This is a genomic window from Escherichia ruysiae (assembly GCF_031323975.1).
Taxonomy (GTDB): Bacteria; Pseudomonadota; Gammaproteobacteria; order Enterobacterales; family Enterobacteriaceae; genus Escherichia; species Escherichia ruysiae.
In genome coordinates, this window is sequence record NZ_JAVIWS010000001.1 from 4377175 (window position 1) to 4397155 (window position 19981).

The following is a 19981-nucleotide window of genomic DNA, read 5'->3' on the forward strand; positions in this document are numbered from 1 at the left end:
ACGTTTTTTTGGGCTGGAGCACGTTTTCTCTGACGGTTACACTGATAAGAAATAACATCGTGTGGATCTACAGAGTCATGGAACTGAAAGCGACAACTCTTGGCAAACGTCTGGCACAGCACCCTTATGATCGGGCGGTGATCCTCAATGCCGGGATAAAAGTCTCCGGCGATCGTCACGAATATCTCATTCCTTTCAATCAATTACTGGCAATTCACTGCAAGCGCGGTCTGGTATGGGGTGAGCTGGAATTTGTACTGCCTGATGAAAAAGTCGTGCGTCTGCACGGCACCGAATGGGGTGAGACGCAGCGTTTTCACCGCCATCTTGATGCTCACTGGCGGCGCTGGAGCGAGGAGATGAGCGAAATTGCGGCTGGCGTATTACAGCAGCAATTGGATCTTATCGCCGCACGCACCAACGATAATAAATGGCTGACGCGGGAGCAAACTTCTGGCGTGCAGCAACAAATCCGCCAGGCTTTGTCGGCGTTGCCGTTGCCGGTTAATCGACTGGAAGAATTCGATAACTGCCGTGAGGCGTGGCGCAAATGTCAGGCCTGGTTGAAAGATATTGAAGGCGCTCGGTTGCAGCATAATCAGGCGTATACCGAAACCATGCTTAATGAGTATGCGGATTTTTTCCGTCAGGTTGAATCTTCACCGCTTAATCCGGCGCAGGCTCGGGCAGTCGTTAATGGCGAACATTCTCTGTTAGTGCTGGCAGGCGCAGGAAGCGGTAAAACATCGGTGCTGGTAGCGCGTGCAGGCTGGTTGCTGGCGCGTGGTGAAGCGTCCCCTGAGCAAATTTTATTGCTGGCGTTTGGTCGCAAAGCCGCTGAAGAGATGGACGAGCGTATTCGCGACCGGCTACATACCGAAGACATTACCGCACGCACGTTTCATTCACTGGCGCTACATATTATTCAGCAATGTAGCAAAAAAGTACCCACAGTCAGCAAACTGGAAAATGACACCGCTGCCCGACATGAACTCTTTATTGCTGAGTGGCGCAAGCAATGCAGCGAGAAGAAAGCGCAGGCGAAGGGCTGGCGGCAATGGCTGACGGAAGAAATGCAGTGGTCAGTGCCAGAAGGTAACTTCTGGGATGATGAAAAATTACAGCGTCGTCTTGCCTCACGCCTCGATCGCTGGGTAAGTCTGATGCGGATGCACGGCGGTGCACAGGCAGAAATGATTGCCAGCGCGCCCGAAGAGATTCGCGATCTGTTCAGTAAACGTATCAAGTTGATGGCCCCGTTATTAAAAGCCTGGAAAGGTGCGCTGAAGGCAGAAAACGCCGTCGATTTTTCGGGCCTTATTCACCAGGCGATTGTGATTCTGGAGAAAGGTCGCTTTATCAGCCCCTGGAAGCATATTCTGGTTGATGAATTTCAGGATATCTCGCCGCAGCGCGCAGCGTTGTTAGCGGCATTACGCAAGCAAAACAGCCAGACGACGTTGTTTGCCGTTGGCGATGACTGGCAGGCGATTTACCGCTTCAGTGGCGCGCAAATGTCGCTCACCACGGCTTTCCATGAAAACTTTGGTGAAGGCGATCGCTGTGATTTAGACACGACTTACCGTTTTAACAGTCGTATCGGTGAGGTGGCAAACCGGTTTATTCAGCAGAACCCAAGTCAGTTGAAAAAGCCGCTAAATAGCTTAACCAATGGAGACAAAAAAGCCGTCACGTTATTGGATGAGAGCCAGCTTGACGCTTTGCTGGATAAGCTCTCTGGTTATGCCAAACCGGAAGAGCGCATTCTGGTTCTGGCGCGTTATCACCACATGAGGCCTGCCAGCCTGGAAAAAGCGGCAACACGCTGGCCGAAGTTGCAAATCGACTTTATGACTATTCATGCCAGCAAAGGGCAACAGGCGGATTACGTCATCATCGTTGGCTTGCAGGAGGGGAGTGATGGTTTTCCGGCTGCGGCGCGGGAGTCGATTATGGAAGAGGCGCTACTGCCACCGGTTGAGGATTTCCCGGACGCTGAAGAACGGCGATTAATGTACGTGGCGCTGACCCGCGCACGCCATCGGGTATGGGCACTGTTTAACAAAGAGTATCCCTCTCCCTTTGTGGAAATACTGAAAAATCTGGATGTGCCGGTGGCGAGAAAACCGTAAGAAACAGGTGGCGTTTGCCACCTGTGCAATATTACTTCAGGCGTTCTGCGAGATAACGCTGATAATCGGGGATCAGAATATCGACCGCGTCGTTGAAATGCGGCGACTGGATGATGAAATCTGCCGTTGCCACGTTGGTAGCGACCGGAATGTTCCACACCGTCGCCAGTCGCAGTAACGCTTTCACGTCAGGATCGTGCGGTACGGCGTTTAATGGATCCCAGAAGAAAATCAGCACATCAATTTTTCCTTCCGAAATCAGTGCGCCCACCTGCTGGTCGCCGCCCATTGGGCCGCTCAACATGGCGTTAACATTCATACCGGTAGCGCGGGAAATTAAGTTACCCGTGGTGCCCGTCGCATAAAGCTCGTGCTGTTCCAGTAATGGTTGATGCCGTTCCACCCAGCTCATGAGCATTTGTTTACAGTGATCGTGTGCCACCAGCGCAATATGTTTCCGCGCTGGTAAAGTGCGAGTCGTCAGTTCCATAATTTACATCCATAGTTAACTTTCCTACAGACTACTGTAAGCACTTATCGCTGCAAGATAAAGACCGAAAAAGCCTGCGCACAGGCACAAAAATCTCAGGAAGATGGTTGTTTTTCCGCCCATTGCAGGAAGTTATTGCGCGTTTGCGGATCTGCCAGTTTAAACCAATACTTCAGCCGTTGTTCAGTGAGCACCTGGGACTGTGGTGGGATGGCATCCAGTTCGGAAACACCAGAGAGCAGTGTACTGTCATCTGCCATCATGGTGGCAAATTGCGGTAGAGAAGCGCGTTTCGCGGATTTGTTATAACGCTCGACCTCGACTTCATAATCAATCGTTTTTGCGGTTGAAGTAATAGCCAGAATATCCAGCTTTACCGGAATCGGCGTCGCATCGCCATCTAACAATTCAAGGCGCGGCGTTGTGTCGAAATGATTGGCTTCCCGTTCATTCTCCAGGCGTGGCAGGCGAAAGTTCACCTGGCTAATGAGCTGTGTATTAAAACTGACGACCAGCGGCGGGGAGATATAAAGCCGTTCTTCACTACTGGAAAGATGGATAGTCTTCTCGACGCGAAACACTAACTGATGCGGCCCATTATCCAGTTCAATGCTATCCGCTCCGCGTAACAGAGAGCTTGAAACCTTTTTGCCGTCGAGTACAAGAAGATCAATATCGCTGGACAGCCGTAGCGTGGTGGCAAAAACGGATACCGGCAAACATAATGCAATCAAGGTGGTCAAAATGCCGGTTTTCATAGATAGCTCCTGTCTAATGACCGCCTGAATAATAATGTATCAAAATTTTTCTTTAATCATACTTACTAACATATAGACATGTTTTCCGCTTTTGCTCTCATTCATTCGTATTAGCTGCATGGTTGGTATGTTGGGATTGTCGTACACTTTGATAAATAGTCTGGAGGAAATGATGAAAGAGACCGATATTGCAGCCATTTTAACGTCCACTCATACCATTGCGCTGGTAGGGGCAAGTGATAAACCCGACCGTCCAAGTTATCGCGTGATGAAATACTTGCTTGATCAGGGCTATCACGTTATTCCGGTCTCACCTAAAGTCGCCGGTAAAACGCTGCTGGGTCAGCAGGGCTACGGCACGCTGGCAGAGGTTCCGGAAAAAGTCGATATGGTCGATGTTTTCCGTAATTCGGAAGCCGCGTGGGGCGTGGCGCAGGAAGCTATCGCCATTGGTGCGAAAACCTTATGGATGCAGCTAGGGGTGATTAATGAGCAAGCGGCTGTACTGGCACGTGATGCCGGGTTACAGGTAGTCATGGATCGCTGCCCGGCAATTGAGATCCCTCGCCTGGGGCTGGCTAAATAAAAAATACCCGGAAGGTTTTTGCCTTCCGGGTATTTGTATGAGGGTTAGTTACGCAGACGCGGCGCCTGGAGTTGTTTGCGGATGGTCTGCGCTAGCTCATCCATGGATGGCTGTTCAGGATGTTCATCCTGCAATTCGCTACTTAGCTGGGCTTCAGCCAGGTAGGTATGAACCGGTAGGCCGTTGTCATCCTCCATCACCACGTGATACCACGGAGCGGCGCGAAGCTCATCGTTCACCGCCAGCTCATCAGGCGACGGTTCAGAGAGCGAATAAACCGGGTCGATATCCACGACCACTCCGAGATAACCTAACAGGGAATGGCGGACCTGCTGGCCGATACCGAATTTGCTGGCAATCATAGTCACCTCCCGGGAAATCTTCACCTTTGATATAAGGGTAAAATTCCACATTTCAAGTTACATGACGCGACAGGCAAACCCTTTCAGATATAGCCCTTCCGGGTAGGTAGCGATCACCGGATGATCGGCTGCCTGACGGAACTGCTCTATAAATTGTATATCACGACCGGCATCAATTGCGGCATCCGCGATGATTTTCTGAAATAAATCGCTGGTCATCAGACCTGAACAGGAGAACGTCAGGAGAACACCGCCCTCATTCAGCAACTGAATCGCCAGCATGTTGATGTCTTTATAGCCCCGGCAGGCGCCCATCAACTGGCTTTTGTTCTCAACAAACTTCGGCGGATCCATCACGATAACGTCAAATTTCTCCCCGCGATCGCGATAAGTTCGCAGCAATTTAAAGACGTCATCACGCACGAACTCTGCCTTGCTCAGATCCAGTTTGTTCAGCTCAACGTTCTGCCGTGCAATGTCCAGTGCTTCCTGGGAGGTATCAACGCTAACAACGTTGCTGCAACCGCCCATTAATGCCGATACCGCGAAACCACCGGTATAGGAGAAACAGTTCAGTACGCGTTTATTTTCAACGTAGCGGCGGGTTGCCAGGCGGCTGTCACGCTGATCCAGGTAGTAGCCCGTTTTGTGCCCGTGCTGAATGTCCACCAGCAGCTTCATACCGTGTTCTTCTATCGGCAGCAGGGCAGGAGGCAACTCGCCGGTGACGGGGCCCTGGGTCAGCTCCATCCCTTCTTTTTTACGTACCGCGACGTCGCTGCGATCGTAAATCGCACATTCCGGGTATAGCGTTTGCAGGGCGCTGATCAATGCCGCCCGCTGATATTCTGCGCCAGCACTCAGCAGTTGCAGCACCAGAAAATTACCGAAACGATCGATAGTTATACCCGGCAGGCCATCAGACTCACCGGCAATTAAACGATAGCTATCGAGGCCATCTTTTTGCGCCAGCCAGTCGCGCCACTTTTGCGCCTGTTGTAAGCGTCGGGTGAAAAAGGCAATGTCGATGGATTCCGAAGGATCGAAAGTCCAGACGCGAGCGCGGATTTGCGAAGCCGGCGAATAAGCGCCGCGTGCTAACCATTTTCCCTGATGATCAACAATATCGATGGTTTCACCGAGGCTGGCTTTACCTTCCATGCGGGCAACGGCCCCGGAAAAGACCCACGGATGGCGACGAAGTAATGATTTTTCGCGCCCTTTGGCTAACACTAAACGTACACTCATAATTTACTATTCTGTCGATGCAAAGAAATGGGCGCCATTGTCCGGAGTTTTCCATGGATTTGCAACGCAGCTATAAGAATAAGGAGAGCGGTGATGTCGAAAGTATGCATAATTGCCTGGGTTTTCGGGCGAGTTCAGGGGGTAGGCTTTCGCTATACCACGCAGTACGAAGCGAAAAAACTGGGATTAACCGGGTACGCCAAAAATCTTGACGATGGCAGCGTGGAAGTGGTTGCCTGCGGTGAAGAAGGGCAGGTGGAAAAATTAATGCAGTGGTTAAAGAGTGGCGGCCCGCGTTCTGCGCGTGTGGAACGGGTGCTCAGCGAGCCGCATCATCCCTCGGGGGAATTAACCGATTTTCGTATCCGTTAAATACATTTTACCGGTTTTGGCAGGCCAGCAATTTTGGTGGCTTGCTTAGCCGGACCTTTCGGAAACAGTCGGTATAAATATCGGCTGTTACCTTTTTCTTCGCCAAATTTATTCGCCATCGCTTTTACCAGCATACGAATCGCCGGAGAGGTATTAAACTCCAGGTAGAAGTCACGCACAAAACGTACCACTTCCCAGTGTTCTGGCGACAGCGTAATTCCTTCGTTCTCTGCAATCACCACCGCCAGCGGTTCACTCCACTGGCTGCTTTCTTTGAGATAGCCTTCGGTATCCGTTTCTATCTCTTTACCTTCGAAGATCAGCATAATTTTTTACTACCTTAATCAGACTGGCGGCAGTGTAACAAAAAACAAAGCCCCGCATAAAGCGAGGCTATGAAAGTGTTAGCGGGTGAGATTAATCGCGGCTGGCGAAGCCCAGAATGCTCAGCAGGCTGACGAAGATGTTGTACAGCGACACATACAGGCTAACCGTGGCACGAATGTAGTTCGTTTCACCGCCATGAATGATGTTGCTGGTTTCAAACAGAATTGCGCCAGAGGAGATCAGAATGAATACCGCACTGATTGCCAGATGCAGGGCAGGCAGTTGCAGGAAGATATTCGCTACCATTCCAATCAATACCACCACAATACCTGCCATCAGCATACCGCCGAGGAACGACATATCTTTGCGGGTAGTCAGCACATACGCAGAGCAGCAGAAGAACACTAATGCTGTGCCGCCCAGCGCCATAGCGATTACTTCGCCCATTCCGGCAGACAGGTAAGTGTTCAGAATTGGTCCGAGGATATAACCCAGAAAACCGGTAAAGGCGAACGCGGAGATAATCCCGGTCGGCTTATTCGCCGTTTTATAGGTCAGGAACATCAAACCATACATACCTACCAGCGTCAGAATCAGACCCGGAGATGGTAGCATCAGAACCGTACTGGCAGTCGCGGTAATCGCAGAAAAGGCCAGCGTCAGGCTCAGCAAGAAATAGGTATTACGCAGCACCTTATGGGTGCTAAGTAGCGATGTACGGTCATGTGAAGAACTAACTATACGATCCATGGAGTCACTCTCTATGACAGGTGTAATTAATAAAGCAGCATAATGATATTGCCGAAAGCTACCCAGAGGTTTTACCCATCTTTACGCATTTGATCTGGAACAGGTTTAGCAAAGACAGATTAAGTCATTGGGATGGCATAACGGCATGGCGATTTTGACAGGTAAAAGAAAAAGGGGTTAGCATTTAGCTAACCCCTTATCTTATTTGGCGGAAGCGCAGAGATTCGAACTCTGGAACCCTTTCGGGTCGCCGGTTTTCAAGACCGGTGCCTTCAACCGCTCGGCCACACTTCCGGAATGACGCGAACTATAAACATCCCGATGCGTCGTGTAAACCCCCAATGTGTTTGTTTGCCTGAAAAACAGACAAAATCGTGTTGATTGCGTGAAATAACAGCAATTTGCGCATTCTATCGCCATAAAAATCGCTTCATAACCTTCCTGCGGCAAACCTTAAGGAAAATAAGGTTCATTTTTATCGCTAAAAGATAAATCCACACACTCTGTGTTGTTTTGTGCAAAAGTTTCACTACGCTTTATTAACAATACTTTCTGGCGACGTGCGCCAGTGCAGAAGGATGAGCTTTCGTTTTCTGTCTCTCTCGTGAAGCGATGGTTTGCCTTGCTCCAGGGACGTCGCTTGCCGACCAAAAGCGCCCGGCACTCCAGTCGGTGTCGCAAGGAGAAGAGACGTGCTATATGAATAACGAGGAAACCTTTTACCAGGCTATGCGACGTCAGGGGGTTACCCGGCGAAGTTTTCTTAAATATTGCAGTCTGGCTGCCACGTCGCTGGGATTAGGCGCGGGGATGGCACCAAAGATTGCCTGGGCGCTGGAGAATAAACCGCGCATTCCAGTGGTGTGGATCCACGGTCTTGAATGCACCTGCTGTACCGAATCTTTTATCCGTTCTGCTCATCCGCTGGCGAAGGATGTCATTCTTTCCCTTATTTCTCTCGACTACGACGATACTCTGATGGCTGCCGCAGGCACTCAGGCAGAGGAAGTCTTTGAAGACATCATCACGCAATACAACGGCAAATATATCCTCGCAGTAGAAGGTAACCCGCCGCTGGGCGAGCAGGGGATGTTCTGTATCAGTAGCGGTCGACCGTTTATTGAGAAACTCAAACGTGCAGCTGCCGGAGCCAGTGCAATTATTGCCTGGGGCACCTGTGCGTCCTGGGGCTGTGTGCAAGCCGCCCGACCCAATCCGACGCAGGCCACCCCCATCGACAAAGTCATCACCGACAAACCGATCATTAAAGTGCCCGGCTGCCCGCCGATCCCGGATGTGATGAGCGCCATCATTACTTACATGGTGACATTCGATCGTCTGCCGGATGTCGACAGAATGGGGCGTCCGCTGATGTTCTACGGTCAGCGAATCCACGATAAATGCTATCGCCGCGCTCACTTTGATGCCGGAGAGTTCGTCCAGAGTTGGGATGATGACGCCGCGCGTAAAGGTTACTGCCTGTACAAAATGGGCTGCAAAGGGCCTACCACCTATAACGCCTGTTCCTCCACACGCTGGAATGATGGCGTTTCTTTCCCAATCCAGTCTGGTCATGGCTGCCTGGGCTGTTCTGAAAATGGTTTCTGGGATCGCGGTTCGTTCTATAGCCGCGTGGTCGATATTCCGCAGATGGGAACGCACTCTACCGCCGATACCGTGGGCTTAACCGCGCTTGGTGTCGTGGCTGCGGCTGTTGGCGTACATGCAGTCGCCAGCGCCGTTGACCAGCGCAGACGTCATAACCAGCAACTTGCAGAAGCCGAACAACAGCCGGGCAACGAGGATAAACAGGCATGAGCACTCAGTACGAAACTCAGGGATACACCATCAACAATGCCGGACGCCGCCTGGTGGTCGACCCGATTACGCGCATCGAAGGTCATATGCGCTGCGAAGTGAATATTAACGATCAGAATGTGATCACCAATGCTGTTTCCTGCGGCACTATGTTTCGCGGGCTGGAGATCATCCTGCAAGGCCGCGATCCGCGTGATGCGTGGGCGTTCGTTGAGCGTATCTGCGGCGTCTGCACTGGCGTACACGCTCTGGCTTCGGTCTATGCAATTGAGGATGCCATCGGCATTAAAGTGCCGGACAACGCCAATATCATCCGTAATATTATGCTGGCGACGCTCTGGTGCCACGACCATCTGGTGCACTTCTATCAGCTCGCCGGGATGGACTGGATAGATGTGTTAGATGCGCTGAAAGCCGACCCACGGAAAACGTCAGAACTGGCGCAAAGCCTCTCCTCGTGGCCGAAATCATCCCCTGGCTATTTCTTCGACGTACAAAACCGCCTGAAGAAATTTGTTGAAGGCGGGCAGTTGGGGATCTTCCGCAATGGCTACTGGGGGCACCCGCAGTACAAACTGCCGCCGGAAGCCAACCTGATGGGCTTTGCCCACTATCTCGAAGCCCTCGATTTCCAGCGGGAGATCGTCAAAATTCACGCCGTTTTTGGTGGTAAAAACCCGCATCCGAACTGGATTGTCGGCGGGATGCCGTGCGCCATTAACATTGACGAAAGCGGCGCGGTCGGGGCGGTCAATATGGAACGCCTGAACCTGGTTCAGTCGATCATTACCCGCACGGCGGACTTCATTAACAACGTGATGATCCCCGACGCCTTAGCCATCGGTCAGTTCAACAAACCGTGGAGTGAAATCGGCACTGGTCTTTCTGATAAATGCGTCCTTAGCTACGGCGCATTCCCGGATATTGCCAACGACTTTGGCGAGAAAAGTCTGCTGATGCCTGGTGGTGCGGTAATCAATGGCGACTTCAACAATGTGCTGCCAGTGGATTTGGTTGATCCGCAGCAGGTGCAGGAGTTTGTCGATCACGCCTGGTATCGGTATCCCAACGATCAGGTTGGGCGTCATCCATTCGATGGTATTACCGACCCGTGGTACAACCCTGGCGATGTCAAAGGCAGCGACACCAACATTCAGCAGCTGAATGAACAGGAACGTTACTCGTGGATCAAAGCGCCACGCTGGCGCGGTCATGCGATGGAAGTGGGGCCGCTGGCGCGCACGTTAATCGCCTACCACAAAGGCGATGCTGCGACCGTTGAGTCGGTCGATCGCATGATGTCGGCGCTGAACCTGCCGCTTTCTGGCATCCAGTCAACGTTAGGCCGCATTCTGTGCCGCGCGCACGAAGCGCAGTGGGCCGCAGGTAAGTTGCAGTACTTCTTCGACAAGCTGATGACCAACCTGAAAAACGGCAATCTCGCCACTGCCTCCACTGAAAAATGGGAGCCTGCGACCTGGCCGAAAGAGTGCCGTGGCGTCGGCTTTACCGAAGCGCCGCGCGGGGCGTTAGGTCACTGGGCCGCCATTCGCGATGGCAAGATTGATCTCTACCAGTGCGTGGTGCCGACCACCTGGAACGCCAGCCCGCGCGATCCCAAAGGGCAGATTGGCGCATATGAAGCGGCGCTGATGAACACCAAAATGGCGATCCCCGAGCAACCGCTGGAGATCCTGCGTACTCTGCACAGCTTTGACCCGTGCCTCGCCTGTTCAACACACGTGCTGGGCGACGACGGTAGCGAGCTTATCTCCGTGCAGGTGCGTTAACAGCGAAGGAGAATCATCATGCAAGAGAAAAGCGACAACGTTGTCAGCCACTATGTCTTTGAAGCGCCAGTCCGTATCTGGCACTGGCTGACGGTGTTATGCATGGCGGTGTTGATGGTCACCGGTTACTTTATCGGTAAGCCGCTGCCTTCGGTCAGCGGCGAGGCGACGTATCTGTTCTATATGGGCTACATCAGGTTAATTCACTTCAGCGCCGGAATGATTTTTACCGTGATATTGCTGATGCGGATTTACTGGGCGTTCGTGGGTAATCGCTATTCACGCGAGCTTTTCATTGTGCCGGTATGGCGTAAAAGCTGGTGGCTGGGCGTGTGGTATGAAATCCGCTGGTATCTGTTTCTGGCAAAACGCCCGAGTGCCGACATCGGTCATAACCCCATCGCCCAGGCGGCGATGTTCGGCTATTTCCTGATGTCGGTCTTTATGATCGTCACCGGTTTTGCGCTGTTCAGCGAACACAGCCAGTATGCCATTTTCGCGCCGTTCCGTTATGTAGTGGAGTTTTTCTACTGGACGGGCGGCAACTCGCTGGACATTCACAGCTGGCATCGGCTGGGGATGTGGCTAATTGGTGCGTTTGTGATCGGTCATGTCTATATGGCGCTGCGTGAAGACATCATGTCTGATGACACGGTGATCTCCACGATGGTGAACGGTTACCGCAGCCACAAGTTTTTTAAAGTCAAAAGCAACAAGGAGCGTTCATGAGCGAGCAGCGCGTGGTGGTGATGGGGCTGGGCAACCTGCTATGGGCCGATGAAGGTTTCGGTGTGCGGGTGGCGGAACGGCTATATGCACATTATCACTGGCCCGAAAACGTGGAGATTGTCGATGGCGGCACTCAGGGGCTGAATTTGTTGGGCTACGTTGAAAGCGCTAGTCACTTGTTGATCCTCGATGCCATTGATTATGGGCTGGAGCCAGGAACGCTACGGACATATGCCGGAGAGCGCATTCCGGCATACCTTAGCGCAAAGAAAATGAGTCTGCACCAGAACAGTTTCTCCGAAGTGCTGGCGCTGGCGGATATTCGTGGACATTTGCCTGAGCAAATCGCCCTGGTCGGGCTGCAACCGGCAATGCTCGACGACTACGGTGGCAGCCTGAGCGAACTGGCACGTGAACAACTGCCAGCAGCAGAACAGTTGGCGCTGGCGCAACTGGCAGAGTGGGGAATCGTGCCGCATCTGGCAGAGGAATCACGCTGTCTCAACTATGACTGTCTGTCGATGGAAAATTATGAAGGCGTTCGCTTACGCCAGTACCGGATGAGACTGGAGGAGCAGGGATGATCAATGACTCTCCTTTTAATGCGTTGTGGCAGCGTATGCTGGCGCGCGGCTGGACACCTGTCACAGAATCCAGCCTTGATGACTGGTTATCGCAGGCACCAGACGGCGTAGTGCTGTTAAGCAGCGATCCGAAACGCACGCCGGAGGTCGGTGATAATCCGATAATAATTGGCGAATTATTGCGCGAATTTCCAGACTATGCGTGGCAGGTGGCGGTAGCCGATCTTGCGCAGAGCGAGGCTATCGGCGATCGCTTTGGTGTTTTTCGCTTTCCTGCCACACTGGTGTTTACCGGCGGAAACTATCGCGGCGTGCTGAATGGTATTCACCCGTGGGCAGAGCTGATAAACCTGATGCGTGGGCTTGTCGAACCGCAACAGGAGCGTGCCTCATGAGTGACACTTTTTTCCATTTACTGGGGCCAGGAACGCAACCTGATGACGACAGTTTCAGTATGAATCCGCTGCCGATCACCTGCCAGGTGAATGATGAACCGAGCATGGCGGCACTGGAACAGTGTGCACATAGCCCGCAGGTGATTGTGCTGTTAAACGAACTGCAACAACAGCTAAGCCAACGTATCCCCCCTTTGGGCGAGGTACTGGCAGTCGATCTGTTCAATCTCAACGCTTACGATCGCCACTTTATCAATACGCTTCTCGGGGAAGGGGAAGTGTCAGTTCGCATCCAACACGTTGATGGCAGTGAAAGTGAAATTCAGGAGGCAATTTTTTGCGGATTATGGAGAGTGCGCAGACGTCGCGGCGAACAGTTGCTGGAGGACAAACTGGAGGTGGGCTGCGCACCGCTGCCGTTGTGGCAGGCGGCAACGCAAAACGTCTTGCCGACAGATTCGCTGTTACCGCCACCCATCGATGGCCTGATGAACGGACTGCCGCTGGCTCATGAATTGCTGGCGCATGTGCGTAACCCTGACACGCAGCCGCACAGTATTAACCTGACGCAATTGCCCATCAGCGAGGCTGACCGACTTTTTCTGTCGCGCCTTTGCGGGGAGGGGAATATTCAGATTCGCACCATTGGCTATGGCGAGAGCTATATCAACGCCACCGGGTTACGCCATGTCTGGCATTTACGTTGCACGGACACCCTAAAAGGTCCGCTGCTTGAGAGTTATGAAATCTGCCCTATACCGGAAGTTGTGCTGGCAGCGCCGGAAGATTTGGCTGATTCTGCGCAGCGGTTGGGCGAGGTGTGTCAGTGGCTGGTGGAAAACGAGCAACAGTGAAAACGGCGGCAAATGTCGCTTTCAGTCTTATGAATATCGCAATCAGCGAATACGACCACCTACAAACTGTAAGGATAAAAAGGGAGATCTACTATTAAAGGGTTATTTCCCTCTCTTCGCCTACAGGAGTTCGCATGTGGGATGTTATTGATTTATCGCGCTGGCAGTTTGCACTGACCGCGCTGTACCACTTTTTATTCGTGCCCCTTACCCTGGGGCTGATTTTTTTGCTGGCTATCATGGAAACCATTTACGTGGTCACCGGCAAAACAGTCTACCGCGATATGACGCGTTTCTGGGGTAAGCTCTTCGGTATCAACTTCGCTCTCGGTGTGGCCACCGGCCTGACGATGGAGTTTCAGTTTGGTACTAACTGGTCATTCTATTCCAACTATGTGGGCGACATTTTTGGCGCACCGCTGGCGATGGAAGCATTAATGGCCTTTTTCCTCGAATCCACCTTTGTCGGTCTGTTCTTCTTCGGCTGGCAACGGCTGAATAAATACCAGCATCTGCTGGTGACCTGGCTGGTGGCATTCGGTTCCAATATCTCCGCATTGTGGATTTTGAATGCCAACGGGTGGATGCAGTTCCCGACCGGCGCGCATTTCGATATCGACACCCTGCGTATGGAGATGACCAGTTTCAGCGATCTGGTTTTTAACCCTGTCAGCCAGGTGAAATTTGTCCATACGGTGATGGCGGGCTATGTGACCGGGGCCATGTTTATTATGGCGATCAGCGCCTGGTATTTACTGCGCGGACGGGAGCGTGATGTTGCGCTACGTTCGTTCGCCATCGGTTCGGTCTTTGGCACACTGGCGATAATCGGCGCGCTGCAACTTGGAGACAGTTCTGCTTATGAAGTCGCACGCGTTCAGCCGGTAAAACTGGCCGCAATGGAAGGGGAGTGGCAAACCGAACCCGCACCTGCGCCGTTCCATCTCGTTGCCTGGCCGGAACAGGATCAAGAACGTAATGCCTTTGCCATCAAAATTCCCGCACTGTTAGGGATCCTCGCCACTCACTCATTAGATAAGCCCGTTCCGGGGCTGAAAAATTTGATGGCTGAAACCTACCCACGATTGCAACGCGGACGTATGGCCTGGCTGCTGATGCAGGAGATCTCGCAAGGTAACCGGGAGCCGCATGTGTTGCAGGCATTCCGGGAGTTGGAAAGCGACCTTGGTTACGGCATGTTGCTCTCCCGCTATGCGCCGGATATGAATCATGTCACACCGGCGCAGTATCAGGCAGCAATGCGTGGCGCTATTCCACAGGTTGCGCCGGTGTTCTGGAGTTTCCGCATCATGGTGGGCTGCGGTTCGCTGCTGTTACTGGTAATGCTTATTGCGCTCGTTCAGACGCTGCGTGGCAAAATTGACCAGCATCGTTGGGTGCTGAAAATGGCGCTCTGGAGTTTGCCACTGCCGTGGATTGCCATTGAAGCCGGGTGGTTTATGACCGAGTTTGGTCGTCAGCCGTGGGCGATTCAGGACATCTTACCGACATACTCCGCGCACTCCGCGTTAACCACGGGACAACTGGCTTTCTCACTGATCATGATCGTAGGGCTTTATACCCTGTTCTTAATCGCCGAAGTCTACCTGATGCAGAAATATGCCCGTCTGGGGCCGAGCGCGATGCAGAGTGAACAACCGACGCAGCAACAGGGGTAAAGGAGAGAATCATGTTTGATTATGAAACATTGCGCTTCATCTGGTGGCTGCTGATTGGCGTCATCCTGGTGGTCTTTATGATCTCCGATGGATTTGACATGGGGATTGGCTGTCTGTTGCCGCTGGTGGCGCGTAATGATGATGAACGTCGGGTATTGATTAACAGCGTTGGCGCACACTGGGAAGGCAACCAGGTCTGGTTGATTCTTGCGGGCGGTGCATTATTTGCCGCCTGGCCCAGAGTCTATGCAGCGGCGTTTTCCGGCTTTTATGTGGCGATGATTCTGGTGCTGTGCTCGCTGTTCTTTCGCCCGCTGGCTTTTGATTATCGTGGAAAAATCGCTGATGCGCGCTGGCGTAAAATGTGGGATGCCGGTCTGGTCATCGGTAGCCTGGTGCCGCCGGTGGTCTTCGGTATCGCGTTCGGCAATTTGTTACTTGGCGTGCCGTTTGTCTTCACGCCGCAATTACGCGTGGAGTACCTCGGTTCTTTCTGGCAATTGCTGACACCGTTCCCATTACTGTGTGGTTTGCTCAGTCTGGGCATGGTGATTTTACAAGGTGGCGTCTGGTTGCAACTAAAAACGGTCGGAGCTATTCACCTGCGTTCGCAACTGGCGACCAAACGCGCTGCGCTGTTGGTCATGCTGTGCTTTTTGCTGGCGGGGTACTGGCTGTGGGTGGGTATTGATGGCTTTGTATTGCTCGCCCAGGATGTTAACGGCCCGTCCAATCCGTTAATGAAACTGGTTACAGTACTGCCCGGTGCCTGGATGAATAATTTTGTTGAATCGCCGATTTTGTGGATCTTCCCGCTGCTGGGTTTTTTCTGCCCATTACTGACGGTGATGGCTATTTATCGGGGTCGCCCCGGTTGGGGATTTCTGCTGGCCTCATTGATGCAATTTGGCGTTATCTTCACGGCGGGCATCACGCTGTTTCCGTTTGTCATGCCTTCGAGCATCAGTCCGATCTCCAGCCTGACGCTGTGGGACAGCACCTCCAGTCAGCTGACGTTGAGCATTATGTTAGTAATTGTGCTGATATTTTTGCCTATTGTGTTGCTCTACACTGTATGGAGCTACTACAAAATGTGGGGGCGCATGACAACTGAAACGCTTCGCCGTCACGATAGTGAGCTGTACTAAGGAGGGATGATCAATGTGGTATTTATTGTGGTTCGTCGGAATTTTGTTGATGTGTTCACTCTCCACCGTGGTGTTGGTATGGCTGGAACCGCGTCTGAAAGGTTGATTTGACGCACAACAAACGTAGGCCTGATGAGACGCATCAACGTCGCATCAGGCAATAATGCGAAACATGAAAAACGGAAACCTGGCGATGAAAGCGATTTTGATCCCCTTTTTTTCTCTTTTGCTTCCGTTAACTCCGCTACCTGCATTTGCTCAGGGGGCGCCGGAACTGAAGCTGGAAAGTGTGGTGATTGTCAGCCGTCATGGTGTGCGAGCACCCACCAAATCTACGCAAATCATGCAGGACGTTACTCCAGACACCTGGCCTGGCTGGCCGGTGAAACTGGGTTGGCTGACACCACGAGGCGGTGAGCTGATCTCTTATCTCGGACATTACCAACGCCAACGCCTGGTGGCTGACGGTTTGCTGGCAAAAAATGGTTGCCCGAAAGCTGGGCAGGTCGCGATTATTGCCGATGTTGACGAGCGCACTCGTAAAACAGGCGAAGCCTTTGCTGCCGGGCTGGCTCCCGACTGTGCAATAACCGTACATACTCAGTCAGACACTTCCCGTCCCGATCCGTTATTTAATCCCCTGAAAACCGGTGTTTGCCAACTGGATAAAGTGAACGTGACTGAGGCGATTCTCAGCAGGGCAGGCGGCTCTCTCGTTGATTTTACCGATCATCGGCAAACGGCATTTCACGAACTGGAGCGGGTACTCAATTTTCCGCAATCAAGTCTGTGCCTCAAACGAGAGAAACAAGACGAAAGCTGTTCGTTCACGCAGGCATTGCCCTCTGAACTCAAGGTGAGTGCTGATAACGTCTCATTAACGGGTGCGGTAAGCCTCGCATCCATGCTGACGGAGATATTTCTCCTGCAACAAGCACAGGGAATGCCGGAGCCTGGCTGGGGACGAATTACTGATTCACATCAGTGGAACACCTTGTTAAGCCTGCATAATGCGCAGTTTTATTTGCTGCAACGTACCCCGGATGTGGCTCGTCGTCGTGCCACACCGCTGTTGGATTTAGTTCTGACGGCGTTGACGCCAAACAACCCGCAAAAATCGAACTATGGAATTACGCTGCCGACTTCACTGTTGTTTATTGCCGGGCATGATACCAACCTGGCGAATCTGGGGGGGGCACTGAAGCTTAACTGGACGCTGCCGGGTCAACCGGATAACACCCCGCCGGGTGGTGAACTGGTATTTGAACGCTGGCGGCGGCTAAGTGATAACAGTCAATGGATTCAGGTTTCGCTGGTATTCCAGACCTTGCAGCAGATGCGTGATAAAACGCCGCTATCGCTAAAAACGCCGCCTGGAGAGGTAAAACTGACACTGGCAGAATGTGAGGAGAGAAACGCGCAGGGCATGTGTTCACTGGCGGATTTTACGCAAATAGTGAATGAAGCGCGTATTCCGGCATGTAGTTTACATCAGGATAAATAAACATTTGCCGCTGTTGGTCCACGCAGGCCATTGACGCGGCAAAATTCTACGCGTAATCCTGGGATGAGCACTTCTGCGTCGCGGGGACTGAATGCGGAAACATGAACCTGGACTTCTTTACGACCGTCGGAGGGGATGATGAATCCTTTGCCGCTTTTGCGATCAAAGGTTTTGACAATTCCTGTCATTTTACGGGACAAACAAATTCCTTACTAAAAATACTGCGCTGCACTATACGGTGTTAATAAAATAAAGCCAGCGATATTTAAGACCGCCGGACGGCTAAAATAAAATTTGCTTAATCATATTTATCATGCGTTAATAGCTGCGTCGGTTTGAAAGACAGACAGCATACAAAGTAGTTTACTAAAGCAGTTCTCATTATCAGGCATTATCCCCTTCTTTTGAGTCTCTCTCCTGAACACTAAGTAGTTTCTGTAATAAAGCCCTGTTTGCCGAAAGGCTCAAAATGAAGGAAGTAAAATATGTCTAATAAAATGACTGGTTTAGTAAAATGGTTTAACGCAGATAAAGGTTTTGGCTTTATCACTCCTGATGATGGCAGCAAGGACGTTTTCGTTCATTTCACCGCCATCCAGAGCAATGAATTTCGCACGCTGAATGAAAATCAGAAAGTCGAATTTTCTATTGAGCAGGGGCAACGTGGTCCCTCGGCAGCGAACGTTGTTACGCTCTAAGGTTGCCGTTATTACTCAACATCTCCATTTCCGCTGTCCATGTTGTCATGGTTCACAGTACCGCACATCGGCATTCGATGTGACGGAGCGAAACCCTTTGGGCGCTAAGTGTATTTTCTGTAAATCGACGATGATCACCTTTGATAACGTTGCCTTGCAAATACGCACTGACCATGCGCCGCTGGATTTCACAAAATAATATCAGGCTCCCTCGCGGAGCCTTTTTTATATCTTCTGTTTGCACTTATCCCTGTACGCATATTGAGCGATAACCTACTGATTATTGAATCTTTCATGCAGATGGCTTATAACATTTCTAACCTGACCAGGGGATCGGAACCAACACCTTGCTGGCGTGTTGCTGTCTTTTAAGACCAGAAGAGGTTAACAGTGAATATTGAAGAGCTAAAAAAACAAGCCGAAACGGAAATCTCCGACTTTATTGCGCAAAAAATCGCCGAATTGAATAAAAACACAGGGAAAGAAGTCTCTGAAATTCGCTTTACTGCGCGGGAGAAAATGACCGGGCTTGAAGGTTATGACGTCAAAATCAAAATAATGTGATTTTGTGAACATCACCCCGTGCGAGGTGATGTTCCGCTTGTTGCTAATTTAGTGACCAATCATTGGCGCTTGTGGAATTAAGCGTCGATACAATTCTTCTGGCACCGGGCTTTGCCATACACCCGCATACATCGCATATCCAATCACCGCAAACATAATCCCCAGAACCAATAGCGTCATTAACCAGCCAGACAACGCAAAGGCCTTTTTATTTGCCGCAGGTTTTTGCAGCGAAAAAGTTAATGTTGAAGTGACCGGACATGACTCTACGCAAGTCATACAGCCGGTACATTCCACTGTTCGTACCTGAATTAATTTATCGACCGGGATCCGTGATGGGCAATTTTTTGCGCATTTGCCACAATCGATACAACTTTCGGCATTGCGACGAATCTTAAACGGCGAAAATAACGAAACCACGCCCATCAGCGCGCCATATGGGCAAAGATAACGACACCAGGCATGGCGAATAAACAGGCTGGCAATCAGCAAAACGGTCACGCTGATTAATGTCGCGGTTCCCATATGACGAAAGAAATCGAGCATTTTAACGTCCATCACCACGCTGTAGGGCGATAGCATAAAATAGTGAATTGCCTGAGCGGGCATCAATAACGCGATATAGAGAAAAAAACTCAACAGCAAATACTTCACTGCGCGCAGAGGAATATCCAGCCAGCGGGGAAGGGCAAATTGCCGACCAAACAGTTTTTTCCCGAGATCGCCGATTAATTCAGAAAGCGTACCAATCGGGCATAACCATGAACAAAAGGCCTTTTTCAGCAACAGACTGATGATGATAAAAGCGACCAGCAACAGCATCGCGGCGGCATGGACGGAAGGTAGCTGGCCTGTTTCAAAGCTATATTTCAGATTCATCAGGCCGGCAATCGGTAGCCAGCCTTCGATGCCTCCTGGTCTGGCGACAAATGTCGTACTACCTGCCGTTTCGTAATAGCGCACCCAGTACCAGAAGGTGACGGCAATATAAATATTGATTGCTAACAGTAATAATTGCGTCGCTTTACGCCAGGTCGCGGCATTATGCCAGTCATTCCACGGTAATTTGCCGCCCGTCGTGCCTGGCCGCCGCTGCCAGCGGGTTCTTTTTTTCTCTGTCATGATTTTGCCAGCCCGTTAAGTTGTATGCTAAATACCACTATTCTAAATATTCTTAACTGGCTGATATTGAT

The 19981-nt window shown here is 51.5% G+C and carries 24 protein-coding genes, 1 tRNA gene and 1 pseudogene; 17 read left to right on the top strand and 9 right to left on the bottom strand.

What is annotated here, in order from left to right:
• Nucleotides 1-77 precede the first annotated feature (77 nt).
• Complete coding sequence (gene helD, locus RGV86_RS20850) at nt 78-2132, top strand: DNA helicase IV (RefSeq protein WP_137598432.1); 2055 nt, start codon at nt 78-80, stop codon at nt 2130-2132.
• A 31-nt stretch (nt 2133-2163) separates the two neighbouring features.
• Here helD and mgsA read toward each other — a convergent pair whose 3' ends face one another.
• A complete protein-coding gene (gene mgsA, locus RGV86_RS20855; RefSeq protein WP_000424180.1) occupies nt 2164-2622 on the bottom strand; it encodes a methylglyoxal synthase in 459 nt (152 codons plus the stop codon).
• A 95-nt stretch (nt 2623-2717) separates the two neighbouring features.
• Nucleotides 2718-3380: a DUF2057 family protein gene (locus RGV86_RS20860; RefSeq protein ID WP_000847775.1), complete on the bottom strand. Its 663-nt coding sequence runs from the start codon at nt 3378-3380 to the stop codon at nt 2718-2720.
• Between the two features lie 172 nt (nt 3381-3552).
• On the opposite strand from RGV86_RS20860, the gene RGV86_RS20865 reads away from it, so the two are divergent.
• A complete protein-coding gene (locus RGV86_RS20865) occupies nt 3553-3966 on the top strand; it encodes a CoA-binding protein (RefSeq protein WP_010348869.1) in 414 nt (137 codons plus the stop codon).
• Between the two features lie 44 nt (nt 3967-4010).
• On the opposite strand, the gene hspQ is transcribed toward RGV86_RS20865, so the two are convergent.
• Nucleotides 4011-4328: a heat shock protein HspQ gene (gene hspQ / locus RGV86_RS20870; protein ID WP_001295356.1), complete on the bottom strand. Its 318-nt coding sequence runs from the start codon at nt 4326-4328 to the stop codon at nt 4011-4013.
• A 57-nt stretch (nt 4329-4385) separates the two neighbouring features.
• Nucleotides 4386-5576, bottom strand: coding sequence for a 23S rRNA (cytosine(1962)-C(5))-methyltransferase RlmI (gene rlmI, locus RGV86_RS20875; protein ID WP_000116321.1), 1191 nt, complete (start codon nt 5574-5576; stop codon nt 4386-4388).
• Nucleotides 5577-5669: 93 nt separating this feature from the next.
• Here rlmI and yccX point away from each other — a divergent pair, with 93 nt between their 5' ends.
• The gene (gene yccX / locus RGV86_RS20880) at nt 5670-5948 is read left to right on the top strand and encodes an acylphosphatase (protein ID WP_024212532.1); all 279 of its coding nucleotides are present in this window, start codon (nt 5670-5672) and stop codon (nt 5946-5948) included.
• Here yccX and tusE read toward each other — a convergent pair.
• From tusE to RGV86_RS20895, 3 genes are all read right to left on the bottom strand, one after another.
• A complete protein-coding gene (gene tusE / locus RGV86_RS20885) occupies nt 5945-6274 on the bottom strand; it encodes a sulfurtransferase TusE (protein WP_000904443.1) in 330 nt (109 codons plus the stop codon). The two genes, yccX and tusE, sit on opposite strands and share 4 nt — an antisense overlap.
• 91 nt (nt 6275-6365) lie before the next feature.
• Complete coding sequence (gene yccA / locus RGV86_RS20890; RefSeq protein WP_085460594.1) at nt 6366-7025, bottom strand: FtsH protease modulator YccA; 660 nt, start codon at nt 7023-7025, stop codon at nt 6366-6368.
• A 206-nt stretch (nt 7026-7231) separates the two neighbouring features.
• A tRNA-Ser gene (locus RGV86_RS20895) sits at nt 7232-7319 on the bottom strand.
• A gap of 405 nt (nt 7320-7724) precedes the next feature.
• On the opposite strand from RGV86_RS20895, the gene hyaA reads away from it, so the two are divergent.
• The 10 genes from hyaA (at nt 7725) to RGV86_RS20945 (ending at nt 17526) form a co-directional block, all read left to right on the top strand.
• Entirely contained in the window at nt 7725-8843 is a 1119-nt protein-coding gene (gene hyaA, locus RGV86_RS20900; RefSeq protein WP_010344442.1) for a hydrogenase 1 small subunit, read from the top strand.
• Complete coding sequence (gene hyaB / locus RGV86_RS20905) at nt 8840-10633, top strand: Ni/Fe-hydrogenase large subunit (protein WP_000107374.1); 1794 nt, start codon at nt 8840-8842, stop codon at nt 10631-10633. The genes hyaA and hyaB overlap by 4 nt, the downstream gene beginning before the upstream one ends.
• A gap of 18 nt (nt 10634-10651) precedes the next feature.
• A complete protein-coding gene (gene hyaC / locus RGV86_RS20910) occupies nt 10652-11362 on the top strand; it encodes a Ni/Fe-hydrogenase b-type cytochrome subunit (protein ID WP_001156753.1) in 711 nt (236 codons plus the stop codon).
• Nucleotides 11359-11946 carry a hydrogenase 1 maturation protease gene (gene hyaD, locus RGV86_RS20915; RefSeq protein WP_085460595.1) on the top strand — a complete coding sequence of 196 codons (588 nt, stop codon included), beginning with the start codon at nt 11359-11361 and terminating at the stop codon, nt 11944-11946. Before hyaC ends, hyaD begins: the two co-directional genes overlap by 4 nt.
• A complete protein-coding gene (hyaE, locus tag RGV86_RS20920) occupies nt 11943-12341 on the top strand; it encodes a hydrogenase-1 operon protein HyaE (RefSeq protein ID WP_032225467.1) in 399 nt (132 codons plus the stop codon). The genes hyaD and hyaE overlap by 4 nt, the downstream gene beginning before the upstream one ends.
• Complete coding sequence (locus RGV86_RS20925) at nt 12338-13195, top strand: hydrogenase expression/formation protein (RefSeq protein ID WP_085460596.1); 858 nt, start codon at nt 12338-12340, stop codon at nt 13193-13195. The genes hyaE and RGV86_RS20925 overlap by 4 nt, the downstream gene beginning before the upstream one ends.
• 134 nt (nt 13196-13329) lie before the next feature.
• Nucleotides 13330-14874: a cytochrome bd-II oxidase subunit 1 gene (appC, locus tag RGV86_RS20930; RefSeq protein ID WP_000263590.1), complete on the top strand. Its 1545-nt coding sequence runs from the start codon at nt 13330-13332 to the stop codon at nt 14872-14874.
• 11 nt (nt 14875-14885) lie between these two features.
• Nucleotides 14886-16022 carry a cytochrome d ubiquinol oxidase subunit II gene (appB, locus tag RGV86_RS20935; RefSeq protein WP_032225462.1) on the top strand — a complete coding sequence of 379 codons (1137 nt, stop codon included), beginning with the start codon at nt 14886-14888 and terminating at the stop codon, nt 16020-16022.
• 13 nt (nt 16023-16035) lie between these two features.
• The gene (gene cbdX / locus RGV86_RS20940; protein WP_000270307.1) at nt 16036-16128 is read left to right on the top strand and encodes a cytochrome bd-II oxidase subunit CbdX; all 93 of its coding nucleotides are present in this window, start codon (nt 16036-16038) and stop codon (nt 16126-16128) included.
• An 87-nt stretch (nt 16129-16215) separates the two neighbouring features.
• Nucleotides 16216-17526: an AppA family phytase/histidine-type acid phosphatase gene (locus tag RGV86_RS20945; protein WP_024212534.1), complete on the top strand. Its 1311-nt coding sequence runs from the start codon at nt 16216-16218 to the stop codon at nt 17524-17526.
• Here the strand turns inward: RGV86_RS20945 and cspH are convergent.
• Entirely contained in the window at nt 17514-17726 is a 213-nt protein-coding gene (gene cspH / locus RGV86_RS20950) for a cold shock-like protein CspH (RefSeq protein ID WP_000087767.1), read from the bottom strand. The two genes, RGV86_RS20945 and cspH, sit on opposite strands and share 13 nt — an antisense overlap.
• A 285-nt stretch (nt 17727-18011) precedes the next feature.
• Here cspH and cspG point away from each other — a divergent pair, with 285 nt between their 5' ends.
• From cspG to RGV86_RS20970, 4 genes and pseudogenes are all read left to right on the top strand, one after another.
• Nucleotides 18012-18224, top strand: a complete 213-nt coding sequence (gene cspG / locus RGV86_RS20955; protein WP_000066493.1) for a cold shock protein CspG — start codon at nt 18012-18014, stop codon at nt 18222-18224.
• A gap of 10 nt (nt 18225-18234) precedes the next feature.
• The gene (ymcF, locus tag RGV86_RS20960) at nt 18235-18423 is read left to right on the top strand and encodes a cold shock small protein YmcF (RefSeq protein ID WP_071524879.1); all 189 of its coding nucleotides are present in this window, start codon (nt 18235-18237) and stop codon (nt 18421-18423) included.
• A pseudogene (locus RGV86_RS20965) lies at nt 18398-18625 on the top strand (protein YmcE). The gene ymcF and the pseudogene RGV86_RS20965 overlap by 26 nt, the downstream one beginning before the upstream one ends.
• Nucleotides 18615-18788 carry a GnsA/GnsB family addiction module toxin gene (locus RGV86_RS20970; protein WP_001019199.1) on the top strand — a complete coding sequence of 58 codons (174 nt, stop codon included), beginning with the start codon at nt 18615-18617 and terminating at the stop codon, nt 18786-18788. The pseudogene RGV86_RS20965 and the gene RGV86_RS20970 overlap by 11 nt, the downstream one beginning before the upstream one ends.
• A 48-nt stretch (nt 18789-18836) precedes the next feature.
• Here the strand turns inward: RGV86_RS20970 and RGV86_RS20975 are convergent, their stop codons facing one another.
• Nucleotides 18837-19910, bottom strand: coding sequence for a 4Fe-4S binding protein (locus tag RGV86_RS20975; protein WP_085460597.1), 1074 nt, complete (start codon nt 19908-19910; stop codon nt 18837-18839).
• Nucleotides 19911-19981: the final 71 nt, after the last annotated feature.

Bases quoted from the DNA above. Each gene is read 5' to 3' on its own strand.
- appB (WP_032225462.1), top strand. From the start codon at position 14,886: ATGTTTGATTATGAAACATTGCGCTTCATCTGGTGGCTGCTGATTGGC.
- RGV86_RS20925 (WP_085460596.1), top strand. From the start codon at position 12,338: ATGAGTGACACTTTTTTCCATTTACTGGGGCCAGGAACGCAACCTGAT.
- hyaB (WP_000107374.1), top strand. From the start codon at position 8,840: ATGAGCACTCAGTACGAAACTCAGGGATACACCATCAACAATGCCGGA.
- mgsA (WP_000424180.1), bottom strand. From the start codon at position 2,622: ATGGAACTGACGACTCGCACTTTACCAGCGCGGAAACATATTGCGCTG.
- yccX (WP_024212532.1), top strand. From the start codon at position 5,670: ATGTCGAAAGTATGCATAATTGCCTGGGTTTTCGGGCGAGTTCAGGGG.
- RGV86_RS20860 (WP_000847775.1), bottom strand. From the start codon at position 3,380: ATGAAAACCGGCATTTTGACCACCTTGATTGCATTATGTTTGCCGGTA.
- RGV86_RS20865 (WP_010348869.1), top strand. From the start codon at position 3,553: ATGAAAGAGACCGATATTGCAGCCATTTTAACGTCCACTCATACCATT.
- yccA (WP_085460594.1), bottom strand. From the start codon at position 7,025: ATGGATCGTATAGTTAGTTCTTCACATGACCGTACATCGCTACTTAGC.
- cspG (WP_000066493.1), top strand. From the start codon at position 18,012: ATGTCTAATAAAATGACTGGTTTAGTAAAATGGTTTAACGCAGATAAA.
- RGV86_RS20945 (WP_024212534.1), top strand. From the start codon at position 16,216: ATGAAAGCGATTTTGATCCCCTTTTTTTCTCTTTTGCTTCCGTTAACT.
- hyaC (WP_001156753.1), top strand. From the start codon at position 10,652: ATGCAAGAGAAAAGCGACAACGTTGTCAGCCACTATGTCTTTGAAGCG.
- hyaE (WP_032225467.1), top strand. From the start codon at position 11,943: ATGATCAATGACTCTCCTTTTAATGCGTTGTGGCAGCGTATGCTGGCG.
- helD (WP_137598432.1), top strand. From the start codon at position 78: ATGGAACTGAAAGCGACAACTCTTGGCAAACGTCTGGCACAGCACCCT.
- cbdX (WP_000270307.1), top strand. From the start codon at position 16,036: ATGTGGTATTTATTGTGGTTCGTCGGAATTTTGTTGATGTGTTCACTC.
- hyaD (WP_085460595.1), top strand. From the start codon at position 11,359: ATGAGCGAGCAGCGCGTGGTGGTGATGGGGCTGGGCAACCTGCTATGG.
- appC (WP_000263590.1), top strand. From the start codon at position 13,330: ATGTGGGATGTTATTGATTTATCGCGCTGGCAGTTTGCACTGACCGCG.
- hspQ (WP_001295356.1), bottom strand. From the start codon at position 4,328: ATGATTGCCAGCAAATTCGGTATCGGCCAGCAGGTCCGCCATTCCCTG.
- RGV86_RS20975 (WP_085460597.1), bottom strand. From the start codon at position 19,910: ATGACAGAGAAAAAAAGAACCCGCTGGCAGCGGCGGCCAGGCACGACG.
- rlmI (WP_000116321.1), bottom strand. From the start codon at position 5,576: ATGAGTGTACGTTTAGTGTTAGCCAAAGGGCGCGAAAAATCATTACTT.
- hyaA (WP_010344442.1), top strand. From the start codon at position 7,725: ATGAATAACGAGGAAACCTTTTACCAGGCTATGCGACGTCAGGGGGTT.
- tusE (WP_000904443.1), bottom strand. From the start codon at position 6,274: ATGCTGATCTTCGAAGGTAAAGAGATAGAAACGGATACCGAAGGCTAT.